At 57.3% G+C, this 16,605-nt stretch carries 18 protein-coding genes and 2 tRNA genes; 17 read left to right on the plus strand and 3 right to left on the minus strand.

Features of this window, described 5'->3' with window-relative positions; translation table 11 throughout:
• Positions 1–532: 532 nt before the first annotated feature.
• Positions 533–604 (plus strand) — tRNA-Cys (locus ACGY09_RS04450).
• Positions 605–624: 20 nt separating this feature from the next.
• Here ACGY09_RS04450 and ACGY09_RS04455 read toward each other — a convergent pair.
• From ACGY09_RS04455 to ACGY09_RS04465, 3 genes are all read right to left on the minus strand, one after another.
• Positions 625–1,809 carry a tyrosine-type recombinase/integrase gene (locus ACGY09_RS04455; protein ID WP_397570610.1) on the minus strand — a complete coding sequence of 395 codons (1,185 nt, stop codon included), beginning with the start codon at positions 1,807–1,809 and terminating at the stop codon, positions 625–627.
• A 520-nt stretch (positions 1,810–2,329) separates the two neighbouring features.
• Positions 2,330–2,563 carry a hypothetical protein gene (locus tag ACGY09_RS04460; protein ID WP_397570611.1) on the minus strand — a complete coding sequence of 78 codons (234 nt, stop codon included), beginning with the start codon at positions 2,561–2,563 and terminating at the stop codon, positions 2,330–2,332.
• A 27-nt stretch (positions 2,564–2,590) separates the two neighbouring features.
• Positions 2,591–2,920 (minus strand): hypothetical protein, encoded by a 330-nt coding sequence (locus ACGY09_RS04465; RefSeq protein WP_397570612.1) that lies wholly within the window; start codon positions 2,918–2,920, stop codon positions 2,591–2,593.
• Between the two features lie 195 nt (positions 2,921–3,115).
• On the opposite strand from ACGY09_RS04465, the gene ACGY09_RS04470 reads away from it, so the two are divergent.
• The 16 genes from ACGY09_RS04470 (at position 3,116) to ACGY09_RS04545 (ending at position 16,565) form a co-directional block, all read left to right on the plus strand.
• Positions 3,116–3,412: a hypothetical protein gene (locus tag ACGY09_RS04470; RefSeq protein ID WP_397570613.1), complete on the plus strand. Its 297-nt coding sequence runs from the start codon at positions 3,116–3,118 to the stop codon at positions 3,410–3,412.
• A gap of 336 nt (positions 3,413–3,748) precedes the next feature.
• Positions 3,749–3,822, plus strand: a tRNA-Met gene (locus tag ACGY09_RS04475).
• Positions 3,823–4,197: 375 nt separating this feature from the next.
• Entirely contained in the window at positions 4,198–4,389 is a 192-nt protein-coding gene (locus ACGY09_RS04480) for a carbon storage regulator (protein ID WP_397570614.1), read from the plus strand.
• A gap of 54 nt (positions 4,390–4,443) precedes the next feature.
• Positions 4,444–5,958: a hypothetical protein gene (locus tag ACGY09_RS04485; RefSeq protein WP_397570615.1), complete on the plus strand. Its 1,515-nt coding sequence runs from the start codon at positions 4,444–4,446 to the stop codon at positions 5,956–5,958.
• A gap of 393 nt (positions 5,959–6,351) precedes the next feature.
• Complete coding sequence (locus tag ACGY09_RS04490) at positions 6,352–7,257, plus strand: PD-(D/E)XK nuclease-like domain-containing protein (protein ID WP_397570616.1); 906 nt, start codon at positions 6,352–6,354, stop codon at positions 7,255–7,257.
• An 11-nt stretch (positions 7,258–7,268) separates the two neighbouring features.
• Positions 7,269–7,718: a hypothetical protein gene (locus ACGY09_RS04495; protein ID WP_397570617.1), complete on the plus strand. Its 450-nt coding sequence runs from the start codon at positions 7,269–7,271 to the stop codon at positions 7,716–7,718.
• A 374-nt stretch (positions 7,719–8,092) separates the two neighbouring features.
• A complete protein-coding gene (locus tag ACGY09_RS04500) occupies positions 8,093–8,653 on the plus strand; it encodes a crossover junction endodeoxyribonuclease RuvC (RefSeq protein ID WP_397570618.1) in 561 nt (186 codons plus the stop codon).
• Between the two features lie 28 nt (positions 8,654–8,681).
• Complete coding sequence (locus tag ACGY09_RS04505) at positions 8,682–9,176, plus strand: DUF4326 domain-containing protein (RefSeq protein ID WP_397570619.1); 495 nt, start codon at positions 8,682–8,684, stop codon at positions 9,174–9,176.
• Positions 9,176–9,559, plus strand: a complete 384-nt coding sequence (locus ACGY09_RS04510) for an ASCH domain-containing protein (protein WP_397570620.1) — start codon at positions 9,176–9,178, stop codon at positions 9,557–9,559. Before ACGY09_RS04505 ends, ACGY09_RS04510 begins: the two co-directional genes overlap by 1 nt.
• Positions 9,556–10,644, plus strand: a complete 1,089-nt coding sequence (gene dnaN / locus ACGY09_RS04515) for a DNA polymerase III subunit beta (protein ID WP_397570621.1) — start codon at positions 9,556–9,558, stop codon at positions 10,642–10,644. The genes ACGY09_RS04510 and dnaN overlap by 4 nt, the downstream gene beginning before the upstream one ends.
• Positions 10,645–10,694: 50 nt before the next feature.
• A complete protein-coding gene (locus ACGY09_RS04520) occupies positions 10,695–12,020 on the plus strand; it encodes a DNA-methyltransferase (RefSeq protein WP_397571848.1) in 1,326 nt (441 codons plus the stop codon).
• Between the two features lie 789 nt (positions 12,021–12,809).
• Positions 12,810–13,022 carry a hypothetical protein gene (locus tag ACGY09_RS04525; protein WP_397570622.1) on the plus strand — a complete coding sequence of 71 codons (213 nt, stop codon included), beginning with the start codon at positions 12,810–12,812 and terminating at the stop codon, positions 13,020–13,022.
• Positions 13,023–13,054: 32 nt separating this feature from the next.
• Positions 13,055–13,672 (plus strand): hypothetical protein, encoded by a 618-nt coding sequence (locus tag ACGY09_RS04530; RefSeq protein WP_397570623.1) that lies wholly within the window; start codon positions 13,055–13,057, stop codon positions 13,670–13,672.
• The gene (locus tag ACGY09_RS04535) at positions 13,672–14,895 is read left to right on the plus strand and encodes a DUF5131 family protein (RefSeq protein WP_397570624.1); all 1,224 of its coding nucleotides are present in this window, start codon (positions 13,672–13,674) and stop codon (positions 14,893–14,895) included. The genes ACGY09_RS04530 and ACGY09_RS04535 overlap by 1 nt, the downstream gene beginning before the upstream one ends.
• A gap of 64 nt (positions 14,896–14,959) precedes the next feature.
• The gene (locus tag ACGY09_RS04540) at positions 14,960–16,339 is read left to right on the plus strand and encodes a hypothetical protein (RefSeq protein ID WP_397570625.1); all 1,380 of its coding nucleotides are present in this window, start codon (positions 14,960–14,962) and stop codon (positions 16,337–16,339) included.
• 16 nt (positions 16,340–16,355) lie between these two features.
• Positions 16,356–16,565 (plus strand): hypothetical protein, encoded by a 210-nt coding sequence (locus tag ACGY09_RS04545; protein ID WP_397570626.1) that lies wholly within the window; start codon positions 16,356–16,358, stop codon positions 16,563–16,565.
• Positions 16,566–16,605: the final 40 nt, after the last annotated feature.

The following is a 16,605-nucleotide window of genomic DNA, read 5'->3' on the forward strand; positions in this document are numbered from 1 at the left end:
GCGTTTCTACTTTTACCCGAGTTGCGGACGTACGCGGCTCACCGAATTTGAAGCAAGCGGCGCGAGTTCTGGCAATTGCGTCTCCGGCCCGCTGCGAAAGCGGCTCGCGCCCCTCCGACCGGACGACGACAAGGCAAAATCGGCCGATCCTGGCCGCCCAAGACAGATTCTTGGCGATCTTCTCGAGCACGGATTTACAAACCGACGGCGACCCCTTTTCTGGCCGGCTTGCTGCACTGAACATCTGCAGACATCGTCGCATATTGAAGATTACGACGGGCGTCGGAATGGCCCCCAGGCTCCCCGACAGCCCTCTCATCGCAATGTCTGACTCGATCGAGTTTTAGGTGGAAGGCACAGGTGAGATTTGCCAGGAACGAGCATTTCCCGCGTCAGGCATTTGACGGGTCGGATCCTCGACGCTACATTTCCGATGCCGACTGCGAGGGCTATGAACATTGAGCGGTTTTTTCTGAAAAGTGAACCATCCGGCTCAACTCATCCGCCACTTTCGTCGATAGAATCACTCGTCGGCTCCGTAGCCAAGTGGCTAAGGCAGCGGATTGCAAATCCGTCATCGTCGGTTCGACTCCGACCGGAGCCTTTAGAAAAACCCCTGATTTTTCAGGGGTTTTTCTTTTTATCGTCATCAGACAGGTTTTGGGCTGTTGTACGCTTTGTTGTACGATCGGCAGCATCTGCCGCCCAAAGTCGCTTGGCGAAGGAAGTGGCTTCGTGCAATGCGTAATAGTCCTCGGTGGTCTGGATGCTGGCGTGCCGCATCAATTCCTTGTGTTCTGCTGGGAAGGATTTGTGGGACCACCGAAGCCCGAAGCTGCGTCTCAGGTCGTGGGCTGAGGCGAACTTACCTTGTGAGTTCACGGTGATTCCAGAGGCTGCTCCGATCTGAGTGATCACTTTGCTCACAGACCGAATATTCCGGACATCCGGGTAACGGTGCTTCGTGATTGGGAACACCCACCCATGTCGCTTCTCTTCTGGAACGCGGAGCAACCATCGGCCGAAATCTGGCGTGAGTGGTAGCAGGCGATCCTCAAACCCCTTTTCCGACTCGGCGACAATTCCCATCAGGGGAAATTCTCCCGTCATGTCGATCCAAAGTGCTGTTTCATGGCGACCAACCTTCCCCCAGGTCAGGGCCAGGGCTTCACCCAGTCGCAGTCCCGAGTACCAGATCCCGATTAGAAGGCGACACCAGCTCTCTCTCGCTTTGAGCGAGATCGAAGGGACGTCCTGGATTGCACCGACGAACTTGTAGAATTCAGCGTCTGTCAGTGGCCGTCCCTTGGCTCGCTTCTTTCGGGCGCGGGCGATTTTGGGGATGGGTGGTATCTCTTTGATGTGACCCGCATCCAAGGCCCATTGCAGAGCTGCACGGAGCGTTCTCATGTGTGTGGCGATTGTGGCTTCAGAAAGGCCGTTCGCTCGCAGCGTCGCGCAGTAACTCGACAGGACCGACCCCGTGACGTTTCGCAGGAACCTGGGCGACGCCTTTGCTTCGAAGACCGACAGCACTCCTTCCGCGCGGTCCTGTGATGTTTTTTTCAGGGACTGGAGATGCTTTTCCGTGTACTCTTCAACAAAGTGCCCCCAGGCTATCGAACCGGTTCCGGTCGGTAATCGGTTGTTCAGAGACTCCTCAAGCTGACCAGCCTCCTTCGTGGCCTTGGCTTTCGTCGAAAATTGACTGGTCTGCGACTTTCGCTTTCCGGTAACGGGGTCCTTCCACTGCAGAAGGAACTTGTCGCGACCGTAGTCCATCACGTAGACGGTGATTTTGTTTTTCATGCTCTAAGATCACGTAGAAAAACGTCTTTTGGAAATCCAGGTATGTCTGAGACGCTGTCGGCAATCGGATCGAACGTGACAATGAATTGAGTGTCACTGTCCGGTCCTGTGCGAGATGGTGGCGCCGTGATAAACAGCCTGAGCGATTCAAGGGTGTCTATGATCGCAATTTGACATTCAACTCGACTGAGTTTTCGGTAAAGTTTCGCATCCTCAAGTGAGGTGAAAAGAGGTAGGAACAGGTGCTCTCCGCCTGAAAGAAAGACCGCTCCGGAAAAGTCCTTTAATAGGAAGACATACAATGGAAGCTGAAAGCGAATACCGGGCATCGAAAGCCGCTCCAGAAAATGGATTTTACATCGAAGGCGATCCTGTCATATTCAAATCTCGATTGATGCCCTGTTTTGTCGTTGCGGGCAGGCAGTGCAGGCTCGATGAGCTGGAAGTGACGATTAACGCGAGAGTTAACCTTCCCACGAGCGTCTCGTTAATCACTCCTTGATCTCTGATCATGGAGACCTCAAAGCCTTCTCAGTGGCAGCGTCGATCGGGAATCCTGTTCGATCCCCTTCGACAGTTCGGCCAGCTCCTGTGCGATCTGAAAAAGGCGATCGGATCCCCGGACGTGAATCATGTCCACGTCATCTTGCACCATTCGCTGCAGTACAGACGTCAGGCAAGCCGCTGAATCCATCAAAGATTCCACTGTTCTGGAAAGCTGTGGCTGGCTCAGTTCGGTCACGCGACTGCTCATAGGGGGCCCTTCTTCTTCGTGGTCTTCTTAACCGCCTTTTTTGCGGGCGTTTGAACTGCGTTCGCGGCGAGCTTGGGTTGTCTTCGCAGCACGCTTCTTTTCCCGCTCGGTTCGGGATTCTGTGTTGAACTTCTTCGCCAGCCCCTGATTGTCAATGTCGGCCAGCAACGTGGTTGCGAACGAGGCCACCGCCGCAAGATGATCGACCGACTTAGCGGACCATGGGGCCAAGAATTCTTCTAAGTTGTATTGCACTAAACGACTTGTGATCGCAGTGAGAACCGAGTGAGTCTCGTGCACGGTTTTTACGATTTGGTCGAACTCGTCTCGACCCATCACATTCCATTTCTTGGGCATCGCTGTTCTCAAAAAAAATCTGAAAAAAATTGCGAAACGCAAGTCTAATGCACGACAAACGTTTTGTCCGTTCTGTGTGTGCTATGGCGCAATCCATGTTGTGCGACATAGCCTTTGTCGCTTGCTTCAAAGGCGTTTATTTGTAAACTCTCCTCACACACGCAACGGACAACCGCAACACACCGGAGGTAAAAAATGGTCACGTCGACCAGAACCCCAGGACAGATCAAGTCGATCCAGAAAGCAACGAAAGCTCGAAAGCAGTCGGGCAACCGCAAGGCGTCTGCCGCGACCGGCTATGTTGAAGCTGGTGAGTCATTCTCTATGGAGGGATTCATCGAGCGGCTGGGGACGACACGAAGCGGTGTGTCAGAGATGCGACGCCGGGGACTCGTAGTCCGCAAAGATGGCGGACGAGTGAGGGTCTTGGGAGCCGACTATCTGAAATACCTCGCATCGCTGCCCGTGGCCGGGTTGGACGAGGACTCTTAAAGCGTCCGTGGCGGAAACGCAGTCAACTCCGTGACGCCGCCATCATTCCGCTGCGTCTGCAGCAAATCAAGACAGTTCTTCCAGCTTCGCCAAAAGTTACGCAAATCTTCGTACCGCACTTCGGGTTATCACGCCCGCGAAGAAAGGACTCTCCGATGAAAATCGCCCTCATCGCCATGGCAGTGTGGATGTTGCTCGACGCGATCGGAATTCTGTTCCTCTGGCGAATCAAACACTGACAACGAATTATGGAATCACGGATGTCGGAGCGACAGCAGCTCCTGACCGGCGGCGAGGCGACATGGATTCAGTCGCGGTTTTCAAAGCCGGTTACAGCGGGGATTAGAGCAGCCTGGTAGCTCGTTTGGCTCATAACCAAAAGGTCGTCAGTTCGAATCTGACATCCCCTATTGCAAGTGTTTCCGCGACCGAGTCGACAGTCGCCACTCACGAGCAAACGACTGACAGCGGTACTGTCAGCCAATACTCCCAGCGTGGCATCGCAGGGTGGCTCTACTGATCAGGGGGAAAGACCCAGATCGACGGGCGCGATGCACAACGGTGTGCCCTGCGACCACTTGGCTTCGGCTCGGTGAATCGTGGGTTGGCGGTAGGTGGGAGGAATCGGTGTTCCCGGTAACGGAAAAAGAGCCGGATAACCACCCCGTAAGAATTCAAGAAACCAAAGCCTGTTCGACTCAGGCGGCGCCCATTTCTCACACATGTCCAAAAAGTCTGCGTGGAAGGTACGCGCAGACACAGACAACCCACGGAAGGGAAACCAAATGTTAGTGCTCAGCAGAAAGCCCAGTGAAAAGATCCACATCGGCCCAGACATCACGATCACCGTGGTGCGCATCGGGCCCAACACTGTGCGCCTCGGGATCGATGCTCCCCGAGAAATGAACGTGCGGCGCGGGGAACTGCCGCAGCACATCGAAGACGAAGAGGCACAGAGCGACGAATCACAGGCATGACAGGCGGTGGCGTGTGTCCTCCGCGAACTCAACCAAACCTGAAAGGCTGTCCAAATGATCTCTGCAGTAGTGGAACCCGGCATTGTTATTAACAACATCGGCCCCATCGAACACCTTGAGCTGGCCGCCAAACCCGGCACGATCACCGTGTTGCGAGGGTGCAACGGCCGGGGCAAATCAACGGCCCTGGAGGCAATCGACGCCCTGACCCGCGGCGAGGCCAGGCTTGAATCACGCGACGGAACGATCGGCGGTACCGCGATCGGATTCGGGGTGCAGATCAAGGTTGGGCGTGGCGGGACCAATCGCCGCACAGGCGACCTGCTGGTCACGGCTGTTGAGGACAAACTGTCGATCGCGGACTTCGTTGACCCGAACGTCAAAGATCCTGTCGCAGCCGACGGCAAAAGACTCAAGGCCCTCGTCGCACTCGCTGGCCTTCAAGCCGATCCCAAGATGTTCGAGTGCCTCACGAAAACGCCAGCCGAGTTCCTGGAGATCGTGAAGCCCGAATCGCTGGCCGCAACGGACCCGGTTGAACTGGCTGCAAAGATTAAGCGGGATTTTGAATCGGCCTCGCGCCTCCAATCCCAACGAGCCGAGCGCCTGTTCGGTGAGGTCAAATCCAAGCTGGCATCACTCGACGGGCTGGACCTGAACGCCGAACACGACCGCGAAGTCCTGCAACAGCGGCTCGAAACTGCGATTCGCGAACAGTCCGCATTGAAAGAGCGTCTTGACGCAGCAGGTCGCACCGCACTGGCCCGTCAGCAGGCCGAAGCTGCACTGAATAAGGCTGTGGCTGGATATACCGGTCAGTCAGTTAAAGAAGCGGCTGACCGAGTTGATCGGGCGACCGAAGATCGTGACAGCATGGCCCGAGTCGTGACCGACTTGGAAAACAAACTCCGGGAAGCGAAAGCCGACCTCCAAGCTGCAAACACGGAACTGTCTCTGGCTGTGGCGTCACACGAAAGCGCGAAGTCGCACGAAGCAGCTATCGCGGGGTGGCGGGAAACTCTCGAGGCAACCAACAGCATCGAGGCCCCCAGCGAAGCGACGATTTCCGCCGCGGCTGCCGCAGTTGAAGCCGCCCGCAAGGCCAGCGAAACAGGGGTGTTGGTCCGGAACGCTCTCGCCCGTAAGTCTGAAGCGGAGGAACTCGACGCGCAACGCGCTGCCGCCGTTCAGCGTGCCGAGTTCCTCCGCGATGCGGCAGCGTCCACGCTCGACGTACTGGCAAACGGCGTGAAGTCGCTCGTGCCAGGGCTGAAGCTGGACGAGCAACTCCGCATTATCGTGCCTCATCCAATTCGCACCGAGTGCTACTACGCAGATCTGAGCCACGGGGAACGGTGGCGATTGGCTCTAGATCTGGCCGTCGCAGCCTTCAAGCGAAAGGGGCAGCGTGGAGTACTCGCTGTGCCACAAGAGGCTTGGGAATCACTCGACGGCCCCAACCGCAAGATCATCGCGGACCACGTTTCGACCACCGACCTGATCGTGTTCACCGCTGAGAGCTCCAAGTCATTCGATGTCGGGGCAGAGCTGGAAGCGGAGGTGATCTGATGGAGCCGGGGCACATCCTGCTGTCAGCGTGTGCGGTGATTGCCGCAGGTTATGTCTGGTCCATCTGTCAGGGGAGAGCGTGATGAGTCTTAAGTGCACCCGCTGTGATGGAACGGGCTTCCTTAATGTGGACCAGTTGCCAGAAACGGTTAACCGAGACGATCCCGCAGCGATCTCGGACTGGCTGGCAGAGCATCCAGATCCACGGATCCTAGGCGATTGCTCATGTCACATTGCTCCGCCGTGTGGGGTCTGCAGTGAGGCGCATGACGTCGCTGTCTGCGACTGCTGTGGTGACGGCGAATCGCACTACGGAATCCCAGGTCAGCATTACAGCGACCAAGATCCAAAAGGCCCAAACGGGCCCTATGCCGACAACGGAGGCCTTTGCGAATGTCATTAATCGAAGCCTGTCCAAAGCCAGGAATCTACTGCGATATCCCGTTCGATGAGTACCTCTCGTGGGCGGCAATCAGCAACAGCAGCCTCCACGCGGCGGCGAAGTCAATGGCTCATTACAACGCGCAGCAGCCTGTTGAAGAAACTCCGCCAATGCGGCTCGGCACGCTCTGCCACGCGGGCAAGTTCGAGCCGCTGCTGATATCGCAACAATACGCAGTCGTGCCGGAATCAAAGTTTGCCGCAGAAGTGCGAAAGCCCGATGGGTCCATGTACGACAGCCCGCGTGGGTCCAAGGCCTACAAGGAACTCGTGGCGGACTTCAAAGAGAAGCACGCCGGCAAGATCTTCGTGAGTGACACCGAGTTCAACACCATGCTCGGCGTCGTCCGAGCCCTGTCCCTACATGAGCGGGCGAGCGAGTACTTGGCCGTGCGTACAGAGACGCAGAACGAAGTCGCGATCGTCTGGATCGACGAAGAGACCGGGCTGCTTTGCAAAGGTCGCGTGGACTGCCTGCAGCGGGACCGGCGACTTGTCGGGGACCTCAAAACAACTGCGGATGCCAGCCAGTTCCATAACGTCATTGCCCGACGAGGATACCACCGACAAGGGGCGTTCTACCTGGACGGGCTCGAGCAACTGACCGGGGTGGAGCACACGTTCACGATCACCGCCGTCGAAACGTCGAGCCCCTACGACGTGCAAGCCGCACCGCTCAGTGCTGAGGCGATCAACATTGGTCGGACCCAATACAGAACACTGCTCAGACAAATCGCGGAATGTCGCGAAGCGAATGTCTGGCCTGGCAGTGAGAGTCCAGAGGAGTGGCAGTTGCCCGCGTGGGCACTTGGTCCGGACACGATGCGTGTCGAGTCTGGGGTTCTTGTTTCGTGGTGAAAGGTACTGAAGTGAGTATTGGTGAAAATAAACCGGTTTACAAAGACGTCAGCCACGACGGCAGGTCGTGGGAAGAAGTGGTTCCCGATCAGTACTGGGGACCAGAACATTGCATGGGCAAAGAGGTGGTTCTGCAGATCGGTTCGATCCAGCTCGAGCAATACGGGGATGATCTGCCGCGGGCGGTGCTCGTCTTCACGAACGACAAGAAGTGGCTGCGGGTCAGCCGCGATTCACGCCAAACACTGAAAGAACTGTTTGGAACCAGCCCGAGTGAAGCGATCGGGAAGTGGATCACGATTACAGCCGGTCCGAACCAGATGAAGACCATTGTCGTGAAAATTCTCCCGCGACAAACAGCGCCTCCTGTAGCACAAGCGGCAGGGCCGCAAATGTCGCCAGAACAGTACGAAGCGTTCCTGAAATTTAAGGCAAGCCAGCAGTCCACAACTGCATCCTAGAACAACCCGGCTGCAGCCCTTTCGACCCTGGTCTCTCCGCGGGACTCAGGACAGACCACGGATGCCACGCTGCAGCAGGACACGCTAGTGGCTGTCCGTGGGGGACGGACGCAACCAAATGCGTCGCGCAGGGATGAGGGAGCTTTATCTCTCCTGGAACAGGTGGTTCGAATCCGCCGCCCTGCATTTGTGAGATCGATCCGTAATCGCCCGACACGAACACTCGCGGACGAGACGGGGATTGGTTGCAACCCAAGCTGGCAGCGTTGCACAGGTCAGTCGACCACCTGCGCGGAAAAGATAAAGCGAACAAGCCAGCAGAACGGCGATGCAGGATCGATCTCGCAATTCACGCAAATCGGAACGGAGTCCCAATGAATCACGTCATCGGAATCGACCCCTCGCTCTCTGGCACAGGCGTAATCGTCCTGACAGAAGCGGGATCAATCGCATCGAAAACGATCGTCTCCACGCCACCGTGCGGCCCATCGGCACAAGCTCGAATGGACCGGTACGAGAAGATGGTCTGGGAGATCAAGAAAATCGGCGACGCGTTCAAGCCGACGATGATCTGCATCGAGGGCTACGCATTCGGCAGCAACATGCCTGGAGCGAACGAACGAGTCGAATACGGTGGACTCCTCCGGTACGTACTGACACGGTCCTTTCGCCTCATCGAGGTGAACCCGCTCAGCCTGAAGAAGTGGGCGACGGGACGAGGCGCGGGCGACAAAACAGCCCTGATTGCGGCGATGACGGCCAAGTACGGCGTCCAGTTCGGTTCATCGGACGAGTACGACGCTTACGCACTGGCTCGTGTGGCTCTCCAAATCGTGGGCTACGACCAACCAACAAATGAGACGCAGCGGGAATGCGTGGACATTGCCATCAACGGCAAGGCGAAGAAGCCAAAGAAGGCCAGAGCTGCGAAGTGACTCTGCAGCGGAAAACGGAGGTTCTGGAATGACACAAACAATCCTGCGAAACACCACGGTCGTAAACGTGCGAGGCCTCAACCCCGACGAGTGGACGGCCGACCCGCAGAATGTCTACGTGGGCCGTGAGTTCTTCATTCGCCAGGGGAAACATGAGGGTCTCATCTGGCCGAACAGCGGGCTTGGAAACCCATTTAAGTTCGAAAATGGGTTCACGCTCACCGAAAAAATCGAGTGGCTCTTTCGGTACACCCGTCACCTGAAAGACGTGCTCAACACCCAGCCACTGAACAGAGAAAAGTTTCTCGGCCTGCAGGGCAAGACGCTCGGCTGCTGGTGCGTCCGCTGGAACGGGATGGGCGATGTCCCGCTCTGTCATGCCGCCTGGTTGGCTCGGATTGTGGACGTGTACTCGGAGCCATTTTCAACGGGCGTCGTCGTCGAGCGTTCCGGGCGGATCCTGCAGCGAGCTGAGGAAACCGACTCGGAGAGCCGTGTCGTGTTTCGAAAGGTACGGGCCTGATGAAAGTACTCATGTTCCAAGAGCGGTTCGTGCCGCGCGTCGAGAGTGGCGACAAACGTCACACAATCCGCCGGGCACCAGTGAATCCCGTTAAGCCCGGGGATGAACTGTCGCTCCGCTGCTGGAGTGGGAAAGCCTACCGGTCGAAGCAGCGCACCCTGCGACAGGAAGTCTGTTCTAAGGTCGAGACGATCCAGATCACCGAAACAGGCGCATTCCTGGATGAATGGGAATTGAATCCCGACCAGTGTGAGGGCCTCGCCGTTGCCGACGGATTCGCGTCGTTCAACGAGATGCAGGATTGGCACCGTACCGCCCATGGGCTGCCGTTCGCTGGCGTGCTGATCAGTTGGGTACCTACACCGAATGGAGCACGCACATGATTGAGTTTGACCTGAAGGCCTTCGCAGATTCCTTCGCGACCGTCGCGGCCTGCGTCTCGGCGCGTACCACGAAGGACATCCTCAAAAATGTCCTGTTCATCAGCGATGGTAGCCAGATCACCCTGACGGCCAGTGACGGCGAAGTCCACATGCGGATGCAAGTCGACGTCGCGGCCGAGAAGTGCCAGTCTCTGATCCCTGCCGCAAGAATGCTGTCTGTGCTGAGAGAGCTCAATGTGGAAGCCGTCGAACTGACCCCTTCCGACGGCAAGCTGCACATCAAGTCTGGATCCGCGACCTTCGACCTCCAGACCGCCGATCCCAAGGAGTTTCCGCCGGTCCCAGCGTTTAAGGCATCGTCTTACTTCAAACTCGACTCTGTATCGCTGCGAAAGATGATTCGGCAGACGATCTTTGCTTGCGACGAGGCCTCCGCGCGGTACGCCCTGGGCGGGATCCAGATTGAGTGCGGGCCACACCGGACAACTCTCGCAGCGACCGACTCCCGGCGCCTCTGCGTGGTATCAGCGATGAGCGGCGTGGAGGGGCATGTCGAAACAATCATCCCCGTCATTCCTAAACGGGCGATGCAGCTCGTGGAAAAATCGATACATGATACCGAGTGCCACATCAGCATCCAGACGAATGACGTTGCCTTCCGGTCGGGGCCCGTCACGATCCTCAGTCAGGTTATTCAGGGACGGTTTCCGGATTACAGGAAAGTGGTCCCAACCCAGGACTCCCTCCGTTCGAGGGTGCAGTTGATCCCAAAGCATGTCGCGAGCCTCGTTCGCCAAGCCAATATCGCAACGAACGAGGAAAGCCGCGGAGTCGACCTGAAGTTCACGAAAACCGAGCTCGTCGTCAGCAGCGGGGCGGCGGAGATCGGGCAGGCCAAAGTGCGTATGCCGATCAGTTACGACGGCCCGGAGTTGACGATCACCTTGGATGGCCGGTACCTCGGCGAGTACTTGAAGGGCCTGGACGAAACATCGATCGAAGTGGGTCTGATTGCAGCGGATGACCGCGTGCTCTTCAGCCAGGGCGATTACCTCCACGTCATTATGCCGCTGTCGAGGGAGTAACCGTGAAAACACTCAGCGGTGAGCACTGGACGATCCACGTCTGCGACGTGATGGAGGGCCTCGGGCAGATCCCCGACAGCAGCGTCCATTGCGTTGTGACGTCGCCGCCGTACTGGGGACTGCGGGACTACGGATACGAGGGGCAGATTGGATCTGAGAAGACTCCGCACGAGTTCGTCTGCCGGTTGGTTGATGTCTTCTGCGGTGTGAAGCGAGTTCTCCGGGACGACGGAGTGCTGTTTCTGAACCTAGGTGATTCGTATGCAACGGGCGGTGGATCAGTAGGGCGTTCACCCGGAGGGGGTGATCAGGGTCAGCGGTTTTTGCGTGCAGGAATGATCAATACCCAACCGAATCGAATGAACTTCGGTATGCGGTCAGGCAATGCGATCGGAATTCCATGGCGTGTTGCGTTCGCGTTGCAGGAAGACGGCTGGATTCTACGGTCGGAAATCATCTGGGCGAAGACTTCACCAATGCCGGAGTCAGTGAGCGGCTGGCGATTCCGTGACGGTGCCCTGAAGCAAGGATCGTGGCGTCCCACGAAAAGCCATGAACAGATTTTCATGTTCACGAAGTCGTCGACATATTTTTGCGATGGGGATGGGTCGAAGGAGCCTGCTGTACGAGGGGCGGCAGGAAGTCGGTTCGATTCTGGCAAAACAGGTAAGCGTTCTGGCGGTGATAGAACGCAATCTGGCCCCAGAGCGTCAGATGATTCCGCCACGCGAAACATGCGGTCGGTCTGGCGCATTTCCTCCGAGTCGTACAAAGAAGCCCACTTCGCCACGTACCCAACGGAATTGGTCCGACGATGTCTGATTGCTGGAACGTCTCGAGGTGGGTGCTGCTCATTATGCGGGAAGCAGTTTGCCCCTGTCGTAACAACTGAGCGGGTGCCAACAAGGCCCGGGCACAATTCAAAGGTGAATCGGGTATCTGACGACGAGGGGTCGCCCTACGAACGGCACAGCGGGTCGATCTGCGGTAACCGAGATCCGAATCGGCATTCGACGGTGACAAAGGTGCATGAGTACCTGCCTACCTGCGGATGCGCTTTCTGCGACTGTGAGGCATCGGACACGTCGCGACCTGGATGGGTCACGCTGTCGGACAAGTCCGTCCATCAAACTTGCTGCAGCAGTCTGTCGAGGAAACCCGCTCGGCCAGTCGTCCTCGATCCGTTCGGCGGCTCAATGACGACCGGTCAGGTGGCCATCAACATGGGCTGTGAGTTCATCGGCATCGAAGCCAATTCGGAATACGCCGAACTCGGAGTCAAACGGTTGCAGACACCATGGGCTCCGAAATCAGAACGCAGTCCACCGAAGCCACGACGTAGGAAAAACCGCCAACAGAGGGAGCTTTTCCAATGAGCGGATCCAAACAAGTCGACCGCCTCATGGATGACTTTGGCGAACTGGACATATTCGAAAGAGATCTCGTGCTGCCGAACCTTCTCGGGCGACTCGAATTCGCAGCGGAGTCCGGCGCAAAGGGCCATCGGAGTCACGCGAAGTACGCCATCGAACAGATCGCAAGATCGATCAGTGCAGTGAAAACGTATCGTCGGACCCGACAGCAAGCAACAAAGACGAACAACGGAGAGTGACGGATCGTGTCAGGGGCTCGGAGGCCATCATCGGTGCAGGACGCACAGTCAGTGCTGTCCGTCATTGCGCACCTGTCTGCGGCAGGACCGTGGACGGGGACGCAGGCGGAGCTTGCTGCCGAGTGCGGAATCTCCGTCCGAACTCTAGGGCGACGACTGGAAGTTCTCCGTTCCGAAGGGGCGATCGAGGTCACTGGCGGACGTGGAAGGGCATGTTCTTATGCGATACCGAGTCAGAGCGGAAATTGTGATGAACTTCCTGCCGGGGTCGCTGACCGAGAACCGGTACAGGAAGCCGACAGTGAGTGTCAGCGCGTGGATGACGCTGCAGCAAGCCGCGGCGAAACGAGAGGAATGGCGGCGGGTGGTGACCTCGAAAGGGTGGACGTTCACTCTCGAAAGCGAACAGGCACAAAGCCAAAGCTGCTCTCCCGCACCGTCGCAATCATCGGAGCTCTGATCCAGACAGTCATGTCGGCCACTCGGCCGACGGTGAAATCGCCTCGCGGACGAAAGGACGATCCGCGACAAACCTATTTTGATTGGGATAACGATGAGCAACTACCGCGTCGAAGTGTTCCTGCAGTCGCCGGAGAATCCCGCCGAGCACGTTCGAGTGATCACCCTGTGCGGGAAGTACCTGAACAGCGGCGACGCTCAACAAGCAGCCATGCGAGCGATCCATCTCCCCGGGCAGTACATCCTCAAAGTATTCAAGATCGACCATGTCGTCAGCCTGACTTATTCACTCGAGCCGACAGTGTAGTCCGCAACGAAGTGAACTCATCGAGTCGGGGGGTGTCTCAGCGAAGTGAGGCCAGGCACCACACCGAGCGAACCGTCTCTCTTGCGGCAGATCCCACCAAGCACGCCCCGACCAGCGTGCGATCTCAACCGCTCACGGCCAGCCAACCTGGTGCCCCCCCCGACTCCATGCGTTCACAGTTTCGGCTTCCGCCTAACACAACGTCGAAAGAGTTGTTGAGCGTTCCGTTCCTGGAGGCGACGTTCCGAACTGCGCGCAAGCTCGGCTGCGTCCGCGAAATCGAGTGGCAGGATTTCGTTGGGCTGGCTGTGAACTGCTGCGACCTCGAGAAGATCCGGCCTGCGGCGCTGTTTACCTGGACGATGCGAAACGGCATCCGCAACGTCAAACGCGGGACGCAGTTGGTCCCAGTCCCGTGGACGGCCGTCGTCCGCAATGAGGACATGGACAGAGCGCGGGAACTGCTCAGCCGGTCGAAGCCACCGGAGTACCGGGCGCGAACGTCGAATCTCGACGGGTCAGCGAATGAGTCGCTCGAGTACTACGTGGCGAAGGCAGAGGGCCAAAAGGCTGCGATGAATAAGAAACTGTCGGAAACAGATGCATCCATTGCGGCGGGCAGATTCGCGAACATTTTGGGAGTACGGTGATGGGAAAAACAACGATTGAATGGGCGGATCACAGTTTGAACCCTATCCGCGCACGACATACGGCAACGGGGGCTGTTGGTCATTACTGCGAAAAAATCGCGTCAGGATGTGCAAACTGTTACGCATCAAACTTGCAGAGACGGTTTCAAATGCCGTCGTTCGGGAGCGGCCAGAAACGCGACGACGTGGAGATCTGGCTTGATGAAACGAAACTCGACGAAGTGCGGAAACGGAAAAAGCCGACCCGGTACTTCTGGTGCGACATGTCAGATCTGTTCGGAGACTTCGTGCCGGACGAGATGATCGACAAGTGCTTTGATGCGATGTGGCATTCACCGCAGCACACACATCTTGTTCTGACAAAACGCCCTGGTCGTCTTCTGAAGTATGTGCGTGAGAGATCGGCACGGTTGGCTTTTGGGTGGACGGACGTTGACCGCCGACCATTCAAGCAAGGTGATGTGATCCACATGGACGATATTCGCATGCGCAACCAGTGCGGATACGTCGGCGACACCGAGGACTTGGAGTGGGTGTGCAATCATCCCGCCAATGAAATGAGGGGCGAGGAAGAATCTTGTCATTGTCACGAGTGTCCAATCGCCGAATCGATCATTGATCGCGCCGGATTAGCGAAAATCGGTGTCGAGGACGACTATGAATTCGATGATGACGGACTCGCCACTGATAGTCAGTGGATGGAGTTGTACCGTCGTCCGCTGAACGCGTTGCCGGGTAATGTCTGGTTTGGTTTCAGCGCATCAGATCAAGCGACATTTGAAACGAACATGCGAGAGTTTCGCCCAATGCGATGGGTGACTCCACATATCACATTGTTCTGCTCACTTGAGCCTCTACTCGGATCAATCGACTTCCGGATGAAGTATTGGGGCGAAAACGAGACGGAACGCAACTGGTCTCCTCTCGAACCTCACTCGTTCAACGGAGGTGAGATGAAGGTGCCGTATCTGAACTGGGTAATCGTTGGCGGAGAAAGCGGACCGAACGCCAGGTCGTGCGACTACGCCTGGATTGAGTCAATCATCAATCAATGTCGAGTGGCCAACGTGCCTGTATTTCACAAGCAAATAGGATCGAAGCCCATTTGCACCAGTGTCTACGGTCAAGTCGCAGAAATGGCGCCTGTAGACAAAAAGGGTGGCGATCCCTCCGAATGGCCGGAAGCTCTTCGCGTCCGACAGTTCCCGGAGGTGGCCCAATAACTGTCGGACCAACTCAGTCTTTTAAATTCTTGCGCAACACTCATCAACGAACGGACTCAACCAGATGGCAACGAAAACAGCAAAGCCAAAAGCGCCAACCAAGACAGAAAAACTCTCGGCGTACACGGCGGGCGCGAACGCCTCCGCTGAAGGCGCGGAGCGAGGAAGTAATCCTCACAGCGACACAGATCAACCGGTTCTGTTTGCCGAGTGGAACAGAGGATGGGACGAGACCGACAAAGTCATTGCGGATGCGGAAGCTGACAATCCTGGCCACGCAGAACCTGCAGAGGAAACTAACGGCCACAACTTCGACGATCCCGACGTCGTCGCCAGGCAGGTCGACCTCGCCGAGTTGATGAACGCATTTGACAATGTCGGTGTGCTGATCGAAGAGACTCAGTGGCGGGCCCTCTCCGATGAAGAACAGGGAATCGCCGCTCGCTGGTGCAACAGTCGAAAAACAGGCGTGCTCTCACCGGTACCAACCTGTCTGCAACCATTCGCGTCCAAGGCACTGCTGGACGAGATCGCACCCTACCGAGCTGAGCAGGAAGTGGTCCGTCGCTCATTGATGCGGTGCAAGTACGGCAAGCCAAGCCCGACGAAACCGGACGGCGACGACTGCGAAGAAAAGATCAAGATGACGTTCCAGGTCCCCCTGGAGGAGATCAGTCCGTCTCGAGCCGATGAGTTGTGGGGCTGGACGCGCATTGAACTGGAATTCGGCCTGCGGAAGGCCAACGAGTGGGACCAGGCGAACCTGCCCGGGATGTCGCAAATCATCACCTGTATCACCGAGGTGAAACGGTACGTCCGGACGCATACTGACTGGCAGTTCTCCTGCTTTGTGCCGAAGGACGAACTGACGCTCGTCGACGCCTTCGACACGTTCTGGAAATCGAACGGAAGCTGTCGAATCACACCCCTGGGCGATGCGACCGACGAGAGCAGCCGGGATGAGTCCGAGAACCCGGAACGCGGTGAATCCGACGAAACTGAGCCCGCGGAAGTGCGTCAGCCGACTCTGTTCGATTCGCAGCGATCGAGCAAACACTACGTCGACGAGGCGGGCGTCTTCACCGAGACAGACGACTATCTGGTACCAATCAAGAACGATGCGGCCTCTTGCGTCCTGAACGTGGGAATCGGTCCGGACGGCAAGTACTACATCGCGTCGGATCTGATCGTCCAAATTGAGGGGGCAAGCGAACCGGTGCAGATCGGCGACGAATGGCCGGAACTGCAACCCGACTTCTCGCACGTCTCCCTGCAGGCTGCCATCGAATCCGAGGTCGGATGGCTCATCGACGAGTCAGTCTCCGCCGACGTCCCCACGGAGATCGTGAACGAGTTGCGCGACTACCTCCGGTACATCACCACGGGTGGACAGCCTCAGCGGGTACCGCAGCAGTCTGATTCGCAGGTCGACCCCAGTTATTGAGAGGGAGGCGGACAGCATGTCCCAGCAACGAGATGAACCGGACGTGATGTCCGACCTGGATGCGGGTCGATGGGTGCCTCGGTCCCACGGGAACTGGTTCCAAGCAGTACGACACAAGCGCGATCGACTGCGGACCGAGGAAGTCCACCCGGGAAAAGTCGCGACGTTAGCCCAGTGCCAGGATCTGTGCCGCACGCTGAATAAGCGCAAGAAAGGGAAATCTTGAGAAAGTTACCAGTCAACAAGCTGCACGCTCGCCGGTGGAT

It is taken from the genome of Schlesneria sphaerica, assembly GCF_044336245.1.
GTDB classification, from domain to species: Bacteria; Planctomycetota; Planctomycetia; order Planctomycetales; family Planctomycetaceae; genus Schlesneria; species Schlesneria sphaerica.